We start from the raw sequence: 17339 nt of genomic DNA, 5'->3' as shown, positions 1-17339 counted from the left end.
TCGGGCGTCCGAACGACGGGTGGGCGCCCCCTTCGAGGGGAGCGCCCAGTAGCCGCAGGAGGTACTACGTAAAACGTATCCAGATCACGCACTACGGGGTGATCTTGACTTTGACCTTCCCGCCGATGATGTCGTCCTTGGCCTTCTCCACCGCGGCGACGACGTCCTTCATCTCCCGGTACTTCGGGTTCGAGTCGGAGAAGCCGACGCGGCCCGACTTGAGGTCGTAGCGCTGCTCGCCCTTCATCGGATCGCCCTGGACGACCGACTTCGTCAGGTCGTAGACCGCACCGCCGACGTCCTTGAAGGCGGAGCCGAGGATGTACCGCTTGTACTTGGCGAGCGCCTTCTGCTTGTACTGGTCGGAGTCGACACCGATCGCCCACTTCTTCTGCGAGCCGGCTTCCTGGATGACGCCCTGCCCGGAAAGTCCCGCGGCGTGGTAGATCACGTCCGCGCCGGCCTCGATCTGGCCGCTCGCGGCATTCTGTCCCCGGTCCGGACTGGAGAATCCCCCTTCTTCGGGCTTTTCGGTCAGATACCGCTTCTCGATTTCGATCTTGGGATCCACGGACTTCACGCCCTGCACGAATCCGGCCTCGAATTTGTGGATGAGCGGAATGTCCACGCCGCCCACGAATCCCACGTGTTTGGCCTTGCTCGCCTTGGCGGCGGCGACGCCCGCCAGATAGGAGCCCTGCTCCTCGTGGAAGACCAGGTCGACGACGTTGTCCGCCTTCACGGTGTTGTCGTCGATGATCCCGAAGGTGGTCTTCGGGTACTTCTTCGCGGCCGCCTCCACCGCGGGCGCGTAGACGAACCCGACGCCGATGACCGGGTCGTACCCCTGCCTGGCCAGCTGTTCGAGGCGCTGGACCTTGTCGGCGCTGGACTCGCCGTCGCCCGGCTCCATGTCCACGCCGCCGATCTTCAACTCCTTGCGGGCTTTCGTATAGCCCGCGTAGGCGGCGTCGTTGAAGGACTGGTCGCCCTGCCCGCCGATGTCGTACGCGAGCCCGATGCCCTTGCCCTTGTACGACGAGTGGGCGGAGCCCCCGCCCTTGCCGTCGTCCTGCGATGCCTCGTCGCTGGTCTTTCCGCAGCCGGCCGCGGCGAGGGCGAGGACGGCGAGGGTGGCGGTGATGTGAGTGGCGCGAGATGTCCGGGCGCGAGCTGGTCGCGACCGGCGGGATTTCGAAGAGGGACGACGCACAGGAAACACCCCTTGATCGCCAACGCGCCGCGTACGGCGCTGATTTCGGCGCACATTAACGCGCGTAGAAAGGGAGGGGAACGGGTTTTCGCGGTGCTGTTACCTCTTCGTGCTTTTCGCGCCGAGGGCCGGTTACGTCCGCGCGGACGCGCTGGAACGCGCGCGTCCACGCGGACGGCCGGTACGCCGCCGCTAGCGGGCCGCGTCCAACAGGGCGGCGGCCGTGAAGAGCTCGACGCCCGCCGTGATCGCGTACTCATCGACGTCGAAGTCGCCCTGGTGGAGGTCCCGGATGACCCGCTCCCCCGGCGTGCGCACGCCCAGCCGCGCCATGGCGCCGGGCACCCGCTCCAGGTACCAGGAGAAGTCCTCGCCGCCCAGGCTCTGCTCGGTGTCCTCCACGGACTGCCGGCCCCGCCGTGCCGCCATGGCATCGCCCAACAGGTCGGTGACCTCAGGGTCGTTGACGACGGGTGGCACACCGCGGATGTAGTTGATCTCGGACTTGGCGCGGTAGAGGTCGGCGATCTCCTGGACGGCGCCGTGCACCAGATCCGGCGCGTCCCGCCAGGCCCTCAGGTCGAGACAGCGCACGGTGCCGGAGAGCTCGGCGCGCTGCGGGATGACGTTCGGCGCGTGGCCCGACTCGATGCGGCCCCAGGTCAGCGAGAGCCCCGAACGCGCGTCCACCCGCTTGCCGACCAGCGCGGGAACCTCGACGGCCACCTTGGCGGCGGCGGTGATGAGGTCGGTGGTGAGGTGCGGCCGCGCGGTGTGCCCGCCGGGCCCGGCGAGCGAGACCTCCAGGCGGTCGCAGGCGGAGGTGATGGGCCCGTGCCGCAGCCCGATGCGGCCCGCGTCGACGCGGGGGTCGCAGTGCACGGCGATGATCCTGCCGACGCCGTCCAGGGCGCCCGACTCGATGGCGTCGGTCGCGCCGCCCGGCAGCACCTCCTCGGCGGGCTGGAAGATCAGCCGCACGGGGTGCGGCAGCTCCCCCGCCGCGGCGAGCCCGGCGAGGACGAGGCCGGCGCCGAGGACCACGGTGGTGTGCACGTCGTGCCCGCAGGCGTGGGCGCGGTCGGGCACGGTGGAGCGGTACTCCACACCCAGCTTGGTGTCCGGGATGGGCAGCGCGTCGATGTCGGCGCGCAGGGCCAGCATCGGCCGTACGCCGTCCCACGTCCCGATGTCGCAGATCAGCCCCGTGCCCCCGGCGAGCACATGGGGCGCGAGGCCCGCCTCCTCCAGCCGGGCCTTGAGGGCCGCGGTGGTACGGAACTCCTGGTTGCCGAGCTCGGGGTGCATGTGCAAGTCGCGTCGGAAGGCGACAAGTTCGGCGCGCAGCTCTTCGGGCAGCGCGCCGGGGAGCATGTCCGCCGACGCGGACTCCGATCCGGACACGTCGTCGGACACCTCTTCGGACGCACGGGACATCAGTTGGTTCACCCTTTGAAGGGTAAGGCGACACATCGGCCAACTGACCCACGATCAACAAAAGTTCAGCCCGATAGGGGAAGAATTTGTGGCCGCGTGGCGCATGACCGTTGGTCGCGGTGGGTAAACTTTTACGCCGCCACGGAGGATGCGGATGCCGTGCGGCGCCTGTAAGGGGCGAGGGCCACTGCCGTGAGCAGGGGCGGTCAGGGCGGTCAGGGCGGTCAGGGCGGTCAGGGCGGTCAGGGCGGTCAGGGCGGTCAGGGCGGTCAGGGCGGTCAGTGGGGCATAGCACGCGACGAGGACGGCGGTCTGTGGGTGCTTGCGGTACTTGCGGTACTTGCGGCAACACCTCCCTCTCCGGATTCTCCTGCCTTACCCCCCTCCCCGAGGCCACTGGTCTGAGCAATCTGAGCGATCTGAGCGTAGAACGCCCACGGCAGGAGGCCGGACAGCGCGGCGGCTCCGAGCAGCGCGGGCACGACGGCGGCGAACGGCCGCACGGGCCGCCCCCCCCCGGTCACGGGTATCCACTCCGGCACGGTCTCACCCCACTTGGATGGGGACTGATCGGGGGTTAGCCCCACCGGGACCGGGCGGGTAGCCGGATCGTGCAGGGGGGAGGGCGGGGGCGAGGGTGGGGCCGGGGCTGGGGCTTCGACTTCCCCCTCCCCTTCCGTCCCCTCCCCTTCCCTTCCAGGAGTTGGCTCGTGCGTGATCAGGCATCGCAGAAGTCCCGTTCGCCCCGTCGGCGGAGCGGATGGCGCAGGGCCGTCCCGGTCGCGGTCGTGGTGGCCGCGGGCGTCATGGCGACGGGTGCCCTGGCACCCGTCGGGTCGGCGGTGGCCGCCACCGACCGGCCGGACGCCGTGCAGCGGGGCGTGAACGCGCTGGTGGGCGCCGGTGACGGTCCCGGTGCGCTGGCTCCCGGCGCACTGGCCGGGACCCTGGACGCCGACGGCCGCACCCGTGACTACACGGCCGGGGTCGGCGACGTGGCCACCGGGGCGAAGGTGCCGAGGGACGGCCGGGTGCGGGTCGGCAGCAACACCAAGGCGTTCACCGCGGTGGTCGTCCTGCAACTGGTCGCCGAGGGGAAGGTCCACCTCGACACCCCGGTCAACCACTACCTGCGCGGTCTCGTCCGGGGCAACGGCAACGACGGCGACCGCATCACCGTCCGCCACCTCCTCCAGCAGACCAGCGGGCTGCCCAACTACAGCAAGTACCTGGGCGAGGAGGTCCGGTACTTCACACCCCGCGAGCTCGTCGACATCGCGCTGCGGCACCGGTCCGAATCCGAACCCGGGGAGGAGTGGAAGTACAGCAACACGAATTACGTGCTGGCCGGCATGATCGTCGAGAAGGTCACCGGCCACTCCCTGGCCGAGGAAATGGACCGGCGGATCATCCGGCGCATCGGCCTGCGCCACACCTATTTCCCGGCGCCGCGCGACGCGACGATCCGGGGCCCTCACCCGAAGGGCTACTACCGGGTGTCGCCGAACGAGCCCCTGCTCGACGTCACGGAGACGGACCCGTCCTGGGGCTGGGCGGCAGGCCAGTTGATCTCCACCAACTCCGACCTCAACCGCTTCTTCACCGCTCTCCTCGACGGTGACCTCCTGCGGCGTGCGGAACTCACGCAGATGCGCAGGACGGTCCCGGCCGAAAGCACGTTCGGCCCCGGCGCCCGCTACGGCCTGGGCCTCGTGAGCAAGCCGCTGCCGTGCGGCGGGCTGTACTGGGGCCACGGCGGCAGCTTCCCGGGTTACGAGACCCGAGGCGGCGCCACGGAGGACGGCCGAGCGGCGAATGTAGCGGTGACGACACAACTGGACGACGAGCCCGCGAGGGAACGAGCGGACGAGGTCGTGGTGTCGGCGCTGTGTGAGGGGTGAGGGGTGAGGGGGCCGGGGACGCTGACAGTCACCGGGGCCGCCCGGATGGGGTCCTGAGTGTGGCGGCGGGTCTAGCTGGTCGGGTCATCAGCTTTCACTGCCGGGTTCGGACCGGTCCATCGTGTGCGGCGGCCACGGAGCGAGCTCGGCCAGCCACGCGGCCTCGCCGGCCGGGTCATCACCTTTCATCGCCGGGTGCGGACCGGCTCATCGTGGACGGACGCCACGGTGCGAGCTCGGTCAACCACCCGGCCACGCCGCTCGGGCCATCACCTCTCGTGGCCGGGTGCGGACCGGACCATCGTGGATGGCCGCCACGGTCGGCGCGAGCGAGGGCGGCACCTTCGGCGGGCCGGGATCTTCGAAGGTCACCGGGGCCGCCCGGGTGGGGTCCTGAGTGTGGCGGTTCCGGGCCGAAAGTAAAGGGCGCCCTACGGGCGTCGGCTCCGCCGATTCCGCTCCGCTCCACCCTTGACTCCCGCCCCTCCACCGCACGTCGACCTTCGACCCGGACGGCCAGGGATGAGGCGGCGGACTTCGCCAGTCGGGTCATCACCTTTCGCTGCCGGGTGCGGACCGGCTCATCGTGGGCGAGGGCCACGGTGCGAGCTCGGTCAGACGCGCGGCCTCGCTGCTCGGGTCATCAGCTTTCATCGCCGGGTGCCGACCGGCCCATCGTGTGTGGCTGCCACGGTGCGAGCTCGGCCAGCCGCGCGGCTTCGCTGGCCGGGTCATCAGCTTTCATCGCCGGGTGCGGACCGGCTTATCGTTGGCCGCTGCCACGGTGTGGGCCAGGTCGACCAGGCGGCTTCGCCGCTCGGGACATCACCTCTCATCGCCGGGTGCGGACCGGCCCCTCGTGGGCGGCTGCCACCGTACGGGCTCGCCTGGCCGGGCGGCTTGGCGTGCCGGGCCATCGGCTCTCATCGCCGGGTGCGGACCGGCCCATCGTGGGTGGCGGCCATGGTCAGGGCTCGATCGGCCGGGGCCTTAGGTGGCGGTGGCTGCGGTGGTGGGGGTGAGGGGCGTGACGGATGGGGCTCCTCGGCGGGTCATCCCAGGCCCGCATTTCGGGCATTTGCATCTCGCGAGGAGTGGAGTGCGGGAAAGTCTCAGGGGGAGGCCCTGAATGGTGGGGTGTCGGGGAGACTTTCCTGCGATCGGGCCCGGGAGTGGCCTTGCGGGCCTGGTCCAGCGCGACGCGACGTATCCCGGCGCGCGACGCTCGGAAGGCCTCCCGCCCCAGCGCCGTGATCGACCCGAGGCACCCCGCTGACCGAGCCCCCGGCCCTGCACCCGGCGACGAGACCCCACAACCTGATCGCTAGCCGGGGCTCGCCCGCGACCGACCAGACCGCGCCCGGCACCGAAAGATGCACGGTCGCGAGCGGTCAGTCGCATCGCGTGCGACGACGCGAGCTCGGCCAGTCGGGCGGCTTCGCTGCTCGGGCCATCAGCCTTCATCGCCGGGTGCGGAGCGGCTCATCGTTGGCCGCTGCCACGGTGCGGGCTCGGTTGACCGGGCGGCTTGGCGTGCCGGGTCATCGGCTCTCGCCGCCGAGTGCGACGCGGCTCGCCGCAGGGCGTGGTCGCTCGAGGTCGTGCGCCTTTCGGTGCCGGGTGCGCTCCGGTCTGTCGTGGGCGAGCCCCGGTCGGTGCTCAGCTCGTGAGGTCTCGCCGCCGGGTGCGGGTCCGGGCTCGGTCAGCGGCGCGCGCATCGGGTCGACTGGGACGCTGGGATGCGGCTGCCTTCCGGGCATCGCGCGCGGGAAGCCATGCGGGCGCGCTGGACCAGGTCCGCGAGGCCACTCCCGGGCCCGATCGCAGGAAAGTCTCCCCGACACCCCGCCAATTAGGCCCTCCCCCTGAGACTTCCCTGCACTCCACCCCTCGCGAGATGCAAATGCTCGAAATGCGGGCCGGGGATGGCGCCTCAGAACGCACCACCCGACACACCCTCACCCCACACCACCCAAGCCACCAGCACCACGGCCCAGGGCCGCCGGCCCGCGAGGCCCGGCGCGCTCGACCGTGGCGGCGACGCGCCATGGACCGGTCCGCACCCGGCGACGAGAGCCGATGACCAGGCACGCCAAGCCACCCCTGCTAGCCGAGCCCGCACCGTGGCAGCCGCACACGATGGACCGGGCCGCACCCGGCGATGAAAGGTGATGACCCGAACAGCGAAGCCGGGTCGATGGCCGAGCCCGCACCGAGGCAGCGGCCCACGATGGGCCGGTCCGCACCCGGCAACGAAAGGTGATGACCCGAGCGGCGTGGCCGCGCGGTGGGCCGAGCTCCCACCTTGCCCCCGCCCACGATGGACCGGTCGGCACCCGGCGACGAGAGCCGATGACCCGACCAGCCAGACCCGCCGCCTCATCCCTGGCCGTCCGGGTCGAAGGTGAAGCTGCGGTGGAGGGACGGGAGTCAAGGGTGGAGCGCAGCGGAATCGGCGGAGCCGACGCCCGCAGGGCGCCCTTTACTCCCGGCCCGGAACCGCCACACTCAGGCAAAATCCGGGCGGCCCCGGTGACCTTCGAAGACCCCGGCCCGCCGAAGGTGCCGCTTTCCCTCGCCTCGACCGTGGCGGCCACCCACGATGAGCCGGTCGGCACCCGGCGATGAAAGCTGATGGCCCGAGCGGCGTGGCCGCTCGGCTGGCCGAGTTCGCACCGTGGCCTTCGCTCACGATGGGCCGGACCGCACCCGGCCACGAAAGCCGATGACCCGAGCAGCCAGACCCGTCGGCCCCACCCCTGGCCGTCCGGGTTAAAGCTCAACCTGCGGTGCTGGGAGGGGAGGCAAGGGTGGGTGGAGTGCCCTCTACTCCGGCCCGGCCCCCCCCACCCACGCAACGATGGCGTCGTCCTATCTATCTCTTGCCTGTGCCTGTGCCTGTGTCTGTGTCTAGGAGTCGCGTCCGTCATGAACGATGAACTTCGCTCCGATACATGGTCGGCCGGGGCCGACGGTGTGTTGCGGTTGCCCTCCGGGCGGCTTGTTCGGGGGCGGGGGTTGCGGCGGCCCTTGCCCGAGGGCCCCGTACCGCACCTTGGGGTCTACCTCCTGGGGAAGGAGCCGCCGAAGCTGCCCTGGGAGGCGCGGTGGGTGCGGTGGCCCGACTTCCGGTTGCCCGCTGACCGGGGCGCGGCCCGTGCGACGCTGCGGGAGGCGTGGGAACGGGCCGGCGAGGAACGGGTCGAGGTCGCCTGTGGGGGCGGGCGCGGACGTACCGGCACCGCCCTCGCCTGCATCGCCGTCCTCGACGGAGTGCCCGCCGGGGACGCCGTCGACTTCGTGCGCCGCCACTACGACCGGCGCGCCGTGGAGACTCCGTGGCAGCGGCGGTACGTGGAGAGGTTCCTCTCGTAGGTCATAGAGCGCCCGCCCCCCGAGTCCCCAAACCCCAAGCCCCCCCGGTCCCCAAAAGCCTCCCCCCCCACCCCCTACGCCAACACCCCCTCCCCCACCGACCTCAAGCGATGTACGTCCCGTGCCGTGCCCGTGACGCCGGAGAGGAAGCCCTGGGCGCGCGGGGACGCCGATTCCGTGAGCCAGGTCGGGTCTATGTCGCAGACCGCCACCCGCACCTCCGTACCGGCCAGTGCCAGCGGCAGTGTGTGGACGACCGTCGAGGGGAAGCTGAGGATCGTACGGCCGATGGGGCCGCGGCGGGCGATGAGTTCCAGGGGGAGGTCCGGGCGGACCACCTGGAGGCCCGTTTCCACGGCGAGGCGGTGGAGTTTCTCGGAGCTCTCGCGGCGGTGGGCGAAGTAGCGGGTGGCGCCGTGGGTGAGGGAGAGCGCGCGGACCGCCTCCACGTACCGGTCGGGGTCGACGACGCCGGTCTCCACCAGTGAGGTGCCGACGAGGTCGGCGCCCTTGCCGACGCGGGGCGGGCCGAAGCGTTCCCTGGTCCAGGCGAAGGCGTTGGGGGTGACCCGTACGCCGTCCGGGGCGCTGTCGATCGGCATGGAGGAGAAGACCTCCACGGTCCGGGCGGCGCCGGGGGTGAGGCGGCGCCGTGCCGATGCCGAGACCGGGGCGAAGACCAGGTCGCGGGGGCCGGGGCGGCCGCCCTTGCGGTGCCAGCGCTGGAGGCGTTCGCCGCGGGCCAGTTGGGAGATGAACTCCATGGTCGCCGTGCCGTCGTCGACGACGACCAGGGAGCGCGCCCGGGTGATGGTGAGGAGGAGTTGTACGTAGCGGGAGAACGGGTCGCCGATGACGATCCGGTCGGCCCCGCGCAGGGGGCCGGCGAGCCCGCCGATGGTCTGGAAGGGTGCCGTCGCGCCGCCGCGCGCCTCTTCCCAGCGCACCTCCACGCCCTCGTCGCGGGCGAGTTGCGCCATGCGGCGCAGCTGGCCGCGCGTCATCGGGTCGTTCGGGGAGAGGACGACGACGGTGAGGCCCCCGGCCGGGCCGGTCGCGGCCGCGGCGTGTGCCCACTCCAGGACGTTCAGGAGCTGGACGGGGCTCTCCACGAAGGCGAGTGTGGAGGGCGGGGTGGCGCCTGTGTCGTGGTGGGCGCCGGTGTCGGCGGCGCGGCCGGCTCGGGGGCTCATCGTCGTGGGTCCGTCTCCCGTCGTGTCGGGTCGCCGGCTCAGACGGCGACCGGCTCGGCGTCGGCGGACTCCGCCTCGGCGACGACGCCAGCGACGCGGCGGAGCTTCTTCATCGGGCCGAGCTCCGACTCGTAGACCTTCTTGACGCCGTCACCGAGGGACGCCTCGATGGTGCGGATGTCGCGGACGAGGCGGGTGAGGCCCTGCGGCTCGACGGAGGCGGCCTGGTCGGAGCCCCACATGGCGCGGTCGAGGGTGATGTGGCGCTCGACGAAGGTGGCGCCGAGGGCGACGGCGGCGAGGGTGGTCTGCAGGCCGGTCTCGTGGCCGGAGTAGCCGATCGGGACGTTCGGGTACTCCTGCTGGAGGGTGTTGATGACGCGGAGGTTGAGCTCTTCGGCCTTGGCCGGGTACGTCGAAGTGGCGTGGCACAGCAGGATGTTGTCGCTGCCGAGGACCTCGACGGCGTGGCGGATCTGCTTCGGCGTCGACATGCCCGTGGAGAGGATGATCGTGCGGCCGGTGGCGCGCAGGGCGCGCAGGAGTTCGTCGTCGGTGAGCGAGGCGGAGGCGACCTTGTGGGCGGGGAGGTCGAACTTCTCCAGGAAGGCGACGGCCTCGGTGTCCCACGGGGAGGCGAACCAGTCGATGCCGCGCTTGGCGCAGTGCTCGCTGATGGCCTGGTACTCGGCCTCGCCGAACTCCACGCGGTGGCGGTAGTCGATGTACGTCATGCGGCCCCAGGGGGTGTCGCGCTCGATGTCCCACTGGTCGCGCGGCGTGCAGATCTCCGGGGTGCGCTTCTGGAACTTCACCGCGTCGCAGCCGGCGTCGGCGGCCACGTCGATCAGCGCGAACGCGTTCTCCAGGTCACCGTTGTGGTTGATGCCGATCTCGCCGGTGATGTAGACGGGCCGGCCGGGGCCGGCCGTCTTCGAGCCGAAGCGGCGGAGGCGGGAGTCGGCGCCGATGGAGGTGACAGTGGTGTGGGAGCTCATGACAGGAACGGTCCTTAACTGTGGAGGGAGTCGAGAGAGGGGCCGAGGATCCAGGTGGCGATCTCTCGGATCGCGCCTTCACCGCCGGGGAGGGTGGTGACCGCGCGGGCTGCGCCGCGTACGACGTCGTGGGCGCTTGCGACCGCCACGGGCCAGCCCACGAGGGCGAAGCACGGGAGGTCGTTGACGTCGTTTCCGACGTAGAGCACGCGCTCGGGAGCGATGCCCTGCTCCTCGCACCACTGCTTGAGTGCGAGGTCCTTGCGGTCGATGCCGTGCAGGACGGGAAGCCTGAGCTTCCTGGCGCGCGCGGCGACGACCGGGTTCTGTTCCGTGGACAGGATCAGCATGTTCAGGCCGCTCCTGCGGAGGGCCGCGATGCCGAGTCCGTCGCCGCGGTGCACGGAGACGAACTCCCTTCCTTCGGAGTCGATCAGCACCCTGTCGTCGGTCTGGGTGCCGTCGAAGTCGAGGACGACCGCGTCGATGTCGGCGGCGGTCGGGAGGGCGGCCGTGTCGCCCGGGAGGGCCGTGTCGAAGAGGGGCGCGAGCGCGCGGGCGCGGGCGAGGTCGTGCGGGTCGTCGATCTCCAGGACGCGGGCGGGGTCGGTGCGGACGGGTTCGGTGCGGCCGAAGAAGCGGTGCTTCTCGGCGCGGAAGCCGGCCGCGTCCATCGCGTAGGCGGCGCCGGTCTCCAGGAGGTCCTGGGGCCGGTCCTGGCGGCGCGGGCGGAACGACTTGTCGTGGTTGACGCCGTAACCGCCGCGCGTACGGGTGGAGTTGGCCAGCGTCGCCGTACCGCCCACCGCGTCGGTGCGCCGGGCGGGGACCTCGTCGGAGCCGTCGGTGGCGTCGTCCGCCGCGTCGCGCCAGATGAAGCCGTGGAAGGGCGCCACGGTCATGGCCGTGTCGGCGCCGTTCTCGGCGACGGCCGCGGTCACCCCGTCGATGTCCTCGCGGGTGAGGAAGGGGCTGGTGCACTGGACGAGCAGGACGACGTCGACGGGCGTGCCGTGCAGCGCCTCGTGGGCGTCCATGGCGTGCAGGACGGCGGCTTCGCTGGTGGCGGTGTCGCCGGCGATGGCGGCGGGGCGCAGGACCACTTCGGCGCCGGCGGCGCGGGCGGCCTCGGCGATCACGTGGTCGTCGGTGGAGACGACGACGTCGGTGACGAGCCGGGCGGCCCGGCAGGCGCGGACGGCGCGGGCGACCAGGGGCACACCGCCGACCGGGGCGAGGTTCTTGGCCGGTACGCCCTTGGAGCCGCCGCGGGCGGGTATGACGGCGAGCACGCGGCGGGGCTGCGGGTCCGCTGGGCCGGGGTGGGACATGGGGGCTCCTTGGAGGGGGTGGGTGCTCACAGCTCGCCCATCCGCCGGATGACGGGGGCCACGCGCTGCACGCCGTGGCGGTAGGCCCCGCGGGCCGCACGGCGCACGATCTGCCGTACGGGTCCGGGGTCCTTGTCGGCCGCGGGGGCGCCCGGCAGCGGGGCGCCGTCGGGGCCGAGGTGGTGGCGGGCGAGGATGCCGGGGAGGTAGCCGCGGGCCGTGCTGAGGCGGTAGTAGGGCCGCAGCGGTGCGAGGCCGCCCGTGGCCGCGGTGCCGAGCAGTTCCGCGACGCGTTCCCGTGCCGCGTCGAAGGCGTTCTCGTACGTCCCGTCGGCGGCGACGCCCTGCCGTGCCAGCCACCTCTCGTCGGGCTCGGGCAGGTGGCCCGCGTCCAGCTGGTCCCAGGAGGCGAGGCATCCGGAGCCGGTGAAGTGGTGGTTGCCGAGTGCTTCGCGCACCCCGAGGTCGGTGAGGACGGCGGTGGGGATGCGGCGGTGCAGGGATTCGAGCGCGGCGGTGGACGAGACGGTGACCAGCAGGTCGGTGCGGTCCAGGACCTCGCCCATGTGCCCGTAGACGAGGCGGCAGTTGGCGGGCAGTCCGCCGTCGACGCGCTGCGCCAGCTTCTGGTAGGGCAGTTCCTCGATGTGCGTGGTGTGTTCGCCGGGCTTGCTGCGGAGTTTGAGCAGGACCTCGCGGTCGGGGTGGCGGCGGGCGTGTTCGGCGAGGCGGCGCAGCAGGTAGGTGCGGTGTGCGGCACTCTCGGGGACGGAGGGCTGGGCGGCGAAGACGACGGTGTACGGGCGGTCCGTCCGGGACGGGTCGTGCTTTTCGTACGGGGCGCCGCCGAGGAAGGGCAGCGCGGCCTCCGTCACCGCCGAGGCGTCGGCGCCCACTCCTTCGTACACGGCGCGGAAACGTTCGGCGTCCTGGCGGGAGTTGGCGAGGACGACGTCCGCGCCGTGCCGCAGGAGGAGGCCGTCGGCGAGTTTCTCGTAGACGACGCCGACGTAGCCGGTGACGACGACGGGGCGGCGTGCCGGGCCGCCGGTGAGGCGGGCGTCGTCGGTGACGCGGACGAGGCCGTGCAGCAGCGCCTGGACCGCCCCGCCCACCAGGGCGAGCACGATGACGTCGGGCGCGTCCCGCTCCACCTCGCGCAGGAACTCGACGGCGGTGACCTCGCGCAGGGAGTCCGCGCGCACGCCGACCTCGTCGAGCTGCCGGGGGGTGGGTGTGGCCCGGCCGCGGAGCAGGTACCCGCTGAGCCGGTGGCCTTCGGGGCCGCCGGTACCGGGCCGGGCGCCCGATACGATGCGGTGCGCGGTGAGGGCGCCCCATTTCCATCGCGTATCGGAGTCGGCGAGTACGGCGACCCGCAGCGGGTTCTGGTTGCTTGCTGGCACGTCCCAGACGCTAGGAAGGCATTTCGATTCCCGGCCCAACTCAGGTGCAACAAACGGTTAACAGCGCGCCGACGAACGGCGAATCGGCCCCGGGAAGGCTTTTCCGGCGGCCCGGTTAACCATTCCGCCACGCGTCGTTCACCTGCCATCCCACCGCGGGTCGACACGAATGACGGGCCGACACCTAACGTCACCCTCGTGGTTAAGCTCTCGGTCATCGTGCCGTTCTACAACGTGCAGCAATACGCGCCCGACACCCTGCGGAGTCTGCGCGCGAACGCACGTGACGACTTCGAATTCATTCTTGTCGACGACTGCTCGCGCGACGGGACTCCGGACCTTCTGGAGCGTGCGGCGCGCGAGCTTCCCGGCGCCGTCCACCTCAGACACGAGGTGAACGGCGGCCTCGCGACCGCCCGTAACACCGGTCTGGACGCGGCGCGCGGCGAGTACCTCACCTTCCTGGACGGCGACGACTGGCTCGCACCCGGCTACTTCGGTCAACTGGTCGCTGCCATCGAGGAGTTGGGGTGCGACTTCGTGCGCACCGATCATGTGCAGTGCACCGCGCGGGCCCGCTCCGTGCACCGTGTCCCGCACGGCAGGCGCGGCGTCGTGATGAGCCCGCGCGAGGTGATCCTGCCCGCCGACCGCTCGACCTCCGTCGACTACGCGTACGCCTGGGCCGGCATCTACCACCGCAGGCTCGCCGACCGCGGACTGCTGCACTTCACCGACGGTCTGCGCACCGCGGAGGACCGCCCGTGGATCTGGCGGCTGCACCGCGAGGCGGAATCCTTCGCGGCGGTGGGGCTGCTCGGTGTGTTCTACCGGCGCGGTGTCGCCTCGTCGCTGACGCAGATCGGTGACGTGCGGCAACTCGATTTCATCAAGGCATTCGACCAGGTGGTACGGGAAACGGCCGCCGACAGGGACGCGGCGGAACTCCTGCCGAAAGCCGTGCGCACCTACTGCGCGATCATCTCCCACCATCTGGGATCCATCGAAAGGTTCGAGCCGTCCGTGGCGCGGAAATTGAAGTCAATGAGTGCGGCAGCGCTGAAGCGGATGCCGCAGGGCGTTCTCGACGACGCGCTCGACTCCATGGACCTCCAGCGGGCCACCCGGCTGCGCAGGCTGCGGCGGCGCCCGGTGCCGGCGGAGGTGGCCGCGTAATGGCGACCCCAGAGGCGTCGGAGACGGCACACGTGACAGAAGCGGCAATGGGGTCAGGGGCCTCGCGCCGTACGACGCAGGTCTTCCTCGCGTCCACGCTGTACGGCGTCGCGACGCTCGCCGCGGCCCTGGATTCCGGCCGCTTCGGCCCCGCCGACCGGCGCATCCTCCTGGTCAGCAACAACGCGGCGACGCCCGAGACGACGACGCCACTGGACGAGATGCCGGGGTTCGCTCGGCTGCGCGGCCGGTTCGACGACGTGCGGTCCTGGAACGAGACCATCTCCCCCTTCCACCCCGGGGGTTGGGCGCCGCGCGGCGACGACGTCGTGCTGTGGGAGCGTTACGTCCGGCTGCTGTGGGGGCTCGGCGACGACGACGTCGAGCTGGCCGTCGAGTCCATCCAGGTCAACCCCGCGCTCGCCCTCGCGCAGATCTTCACCGGCGTCCCCGTGGACGTCTACGCCGACGGCCTGATGAGTTACGGCCCCACCCGCAACAAGATCGACCCGCTGGTCGGCACCCGGGTGCGGCGCCTGCTCCACCTGGACCTGGTGCCGGGCCTGACCCCGCTGCTGCTCACCGAGTTCGGGGTCGCCGCCGAGGTCGTGCCGACCGAGGCGTTCGTCCGAGTTCTGGCCGAACTCGCGGACGGCGAGGCGGAGTCGGCGGTCCCGCTCCCCGAACTCGACAGCCCCGCGCTCATCCTCGGCCAGTACCTCTCCGCGCTCTCCATCCTCACCGCCGAGGAAGAGGAGAAGCTGCACATCCGCATGGTGCGCGGCGCGGCCGAACTCGGCCACACGCAGGTGGTGTTCAAGCCGCACCCGACGGCGCCGGCCCGCTGGTCGCGCGCCCTGGAGAAGGAGGCACGGGCGATCGGCGTCGAGCTGACGGTGCTCGACACCCCGGTGCTCGCCGAGGTCCTCTACCAGCGGATGCGGCCCGCGCTCGTCATCGGCTGCTTCTCCACGGCGCTGATCACGGCCTCCGCGCTCTACGGCCTGCCCGCCGCCCGCACCGGCACAGACCTCCTTCTGGAGCGGCTCGCGCCCTACCAGAACAGCAACCGCGTCCCGGTCACCATCGTCGACGCGCTGCTGCCCGAGCTCACCGATCCGGTGGCCGTCCGGGCGCAGGAAACCGGCCTGGGAACCGGCGAGTTGACGCAGCTCCTGAAGGCCGTCGGCTTCGCGATGCAGCCGCAGATCTACCCGAGGCTGCGCCCCGACGCCGAGCGGTACCTCGCGCGGAACCTCACCGCGGCGACCTGGCGCTACTTCAAGCGGCGCCGCCTCACCGCGCTCGCACTGCCCGGCGCCGTACCCGCGCAGCTCGCCTTCATACCGCGCAACGCTGCCGTCCGGCGCGTGGCCCGCCGTGCGCGTTCGGTGCAGCGCTCGCTCAAGCGGACCGCACTCGGATGACCTCTCCCGACGCCACGCTCTCGCCGGGGACGGAACGTACCGGGGACGCCGAGAGAGACGCCGAGGGGGGCGTCGCCGCGCGGACCTCCGCTCTGTCCGCCGCGCCCGCGGCCCCCGCCGTCCGGACCGCCCGCGCGAAGCCACGGTTGCGCGCGCTGGACGGGCTGCGGCTCGTCGCCGCGCTCATGGTCGCCGCCTACCACTACGGCGGCCGGGACGGCGAGATCGCGCGGGCCTGGGGCAGTTCGCCCAAGGTGCAGTTCCCGACGGCCTCCGAGTGGTTCGCGTACGGCTGTCTCGGTGTGCAGATCTTCTTCGTGATCAGCGGCTTCGTCATCTGCATGAGCGGCTGGGGCAGACCCCTGCGGGCGTTCTTCGCCTCCCGCGCGTCGCGGCTGCTGCCCGCCTACTGGGCGGCGATCCTCCTGGTGACGGCGGTCTTCGCGCTGCCCGCCGTGGCGTACGCGGCGGTCTCGCCCAGTGACGCGCTGGTGAACCTGACCATGCTGCAGCAGCCGCTCGGCGCGGACCGGGTGCTCGGCGTGTGCTGGACGCTCTGGGCGGAGCTGCGCTTCTACGCCCTGTTCGCGCTCTGCGTGGTCATGCCGGGCGCCACCCGCGCCCGCGTGGTGCTGTTCTGCGCGGTGTGGACGCTGGCCGCGGCCGTCACGGAGGCCGCCGGCGAGCCGCTGCTCGAACTGGTCCTGATGCCGGAGTACGCGCCCTTCTTCATCGGCGGCATCGGCATCCACCTGATCCACCGCGACCGTCGCGACCTGACGGCGTGGGGCATCACGGCGGTGAGCTGGCTGATCGGCCAGCACTACGCGGTGCGGCAGCTGTGGCACGCGCCGAACCCGGACTTCTTCTCCTACCGCTCCGCCTCGGTGATCATCGCGGTGGTCACGGCCGGCTTCGCGGCGGTGCTGCTGATCGCCCTCGGCCACCTGGACCGGGCGAACTGGCGCTGGCTGACCGTGGCCGGCGCGCTGACCTACCCGTTCTACCTGGTGCACGAGCACCTGGGCTGGGTGACGGTGGGCGCGCTGCACCAGCGCCTCGGCCTGCCGTCGTACGCGACCTTCGGCCTGACCATCACGGCGATGCTGGTCCTCGCCTGGCTTTTGAACCGGTACGTGGAGGAGCGGCTGACCCCGCTGATCCGCAGGGGACTCGGCCGGGGCCCCGCGCCCCGGACCGTCACTCCCCCGAGCTGACGAGCGTCGCCCCGATCCCGGCCACGACCGCGGCGAGTCCCGTCTCGAAGCCGCGGTCGTGCGCGCCGAACATCTCCTCGCCGGCCGCCGCGATCAGCGGGTACGCGGCGAGGCGTTCGGCGCGCGCGGCGAGGTCGTAGCCGGTGTCGCCGCGGACCGGGTGGGGCGCCGTGAACTGCTCCTCGATGACGTATCCGATCGTGTAGCTGTACACGGTGAACCAGGCGCGTGCGGCCGGGCCCGGCGCGAACCCGGCCTCGACGAGCGTCCGCAGCATGGTCTCCATGGGGGCCGCGTACGACAGGTCCGTGTAGCGCGTGCCGCTGAAGACCTTGGCGCCGTCGCGGTAGCGCAGCAGGTGCTCGCGCAGGCCCCGCATCGCGCCGGTGAGCGCCACCCGCCAGTCGGGGTCGGGCGTGCTCAGGAATTCGTCCGCCATCCGGCGCATCATCTCGGTGGCCATCTCGTCCAGCAGCGCCTGCTTGTCCTTGAAGTGCCAGTACAGGGCGGGTGCCTTGACGTCGAGGCGCTGCGCGATGGCGCGCAGGGTGAGCCCGTCGAGTCCGGTCTCGTTCAGCAGGTCGAGGGCGGTGCGTGCCACCAGGGCGCGGTCCAGTTTCGTCGCGGTCACCTTGACAATTTAACACCGTTAAGCGCAGGGTTGC

General features: G+C 71.7%; 12 protein-coding genes. 5 read left to right on the top strand and 7 right to left on the bottom strand.

What is annotated here, in order from left to right:
* Positions 1–91 precede the first annotated feature (91 nt).
* Both ACZ7DY_RS07125 and ACZ7DY_RS07120 read right to left on the bottom strand, forming a co-directional pair.
* A complete protein-coding gene (locus ACZ7DY_RS07125; protein WP_471132372.1) occupies positions 92–1144 on the bottom strand; it encodes a BMP family lipoprotein in 1053 nt (350 codons plus the stop codon).
* A gap of 261 nt (positions 1145–1405) precedes the next feature.
* Positions 1406–2650, bottom strand: a complete 1245-nt coding sequence (locus ACZ7DY_RS07120; protein WP_471132369.1) for an amidohydrolase — start codon at positions 2648–2650, stop codon at positions 1406–1408.
* Positions 2651–3360: 710 nt separating this feature from the next.
* Here ACZ7DY_RS07120 and ACZ7DY_RS07115 point away from each other — a divergent pair.
* Positions 3361–4551: a serine hydrolase domain-containing protein gene (locus ACZ7DY_RS07115; protein ID WP_471131083.1), complete on the top strand. Its 1191-nt coding sequence runs from the start codon at positions 3361–3363 to the stop codon at positions 4549–4551.
* Positions 4552–7479: 2928 nt separating this feature from the next.
* Positions 7480–7926, top strand: a complete 447-nt coding sequence (locus tag ACZ7DY_RS07110; RefSeq protein WP_471131080.1) for a protein-tyrosine phosphatase family protein — start codon at positions 7480–7482, stop codon at positions 7924–7926.
* Between the two features lie 74 nt (positions 7927–8000).
* On the opposite strand, the gene ACZ7DY_RS07105 is transcribed toward ACZ7DY_RS07110, so the two are convergent.
* The 4 genes from ACZ7DY_RS07105 to ACZ7DY_RS07090 are packed head-to-tail and all read right to left on the bottom strand — an operon-like array spanning position 8001 to position 12854.
* Positions 8001–9119 carry a hypothetical protein gene (locus ACZ7DY_RS07105; protein WP_471131077.1) on the bottom strand — a complete coding sequence of 373 codons (1119 nt, stop codon included), beginning with the start codon at positions 9117–9119 and terminating at the stop codon, positions 8001–8003.
* A gap of 38 nt (positions 9120–9157) precedes the next feature.
* Entirely contained in the window at positions 9158–10117 is a 960-nt protein-coding gene (locus ACZ7DY_RS07100) for an N-acetylneuraminate synthase family protein (protein ID WP_471131075.1), read from the bottom strand.
* 14 nt (positions 10118–10131) lie between these two features.
* Positions 10132–11448, bottom strand: coding sequence for a cytidylyltransferase domain-containing protein (locus ACZ7DY_RS07095; protein ID WP_471131074.1), 1317 nt, complete (start codon positions 11446–11448; stop codon positions 10132–10134).
* A 26-nt stretch (positions 11449–11474) separates the two neighbouring features.
* Positions 11475–12854 carry a DUF6716 putative glycosyltransferase gene (locus ACZ7DY_RS07090; protein ID WP_471131073.1) on the bottom strand — a complete coding sequence of 460 codons (1380 nt, stop codon included), beginning with the start codon at positions 12852–12854 and terminating at the stop codon, positions 11475–11477.
* A gap of 198 nt (positions 12855–13052) precedes the next feature.
* On the opposite strand from ACZ7DY_RS07090, the gene ACZ7DY_RS07085 reads away from it, so the two are divergent.
* From ACZ7DY_RS07085 to ACZ7DY_RS07075, 3 genes are read left to right on the top strand one after another with little or no spacing between them, the layout of a single operon-like run.
* Complete coding sequence (locus ACZ7DY_RS07085; protein WP_471131070.1) at positions 13053–14030, top strand: glycosyltransferase family 2 protein; 978 nt, start codon at positions 13053–13055, stop codon at positions 14028–14030.
* Positions 14031–14077: 47 nt separating this feature from the next.
* Positions 14078–15457: an alpha-2,8-polysialyltransferase family protein gene (locus tag ACZ7DY_RS07080; protein WP_471131068.1), complete on the top strand. Its 1380-nt coding sequence runs from the start codon at positions 14078–14080 to the stop codon at positions 15455–15457.
* Positions 15454–16674 (top strand): acyltransferase family protein, encoded by a 1221-nt coding sequence (locus ACZ7DY_RS07075; RefSeq protein WP_471131066.1) that lies wholly within the window; start codon positions 15454–15456, stop codon positions 16672–16674. Before ACZ7DY_RS07080 ends, ACZ7DY_RS07075 begins: the two co-directional genes overlap by 4 nt.
* Here the strand turns inward: ACZ7DY_RS07075 and ACZ7DY_RS07070 are convergent.
* The gene (locus tag ACZ7DY_RS07070; protein ID WP_471132367.1) at positions 16658–17314 is read right to left on the bottom strand and encodes a TetR/AcrR family transcriptional regulator C-terminal domain-containing protein; all 657 of its coding nucleotides are present in this window, start codon (positions 17312–17314) and stop codon (positions 16658–16660) included. The two genes, ACZ7DY_RS07075 and ACZ7DY_RS07070, sit on opposite strands and share 17 nt — an antisense overlap.
* Between the last annotated feature and the right edge of the window lie 25 nt (positions 17315–17339).

The sequence above is a fragment of the Streptomyces sp. NPDC037013 genome (assembly GCF_055607265.1).
This window is presented reverse-complemented; position numbering and strand designations above follow the sequence as displayed.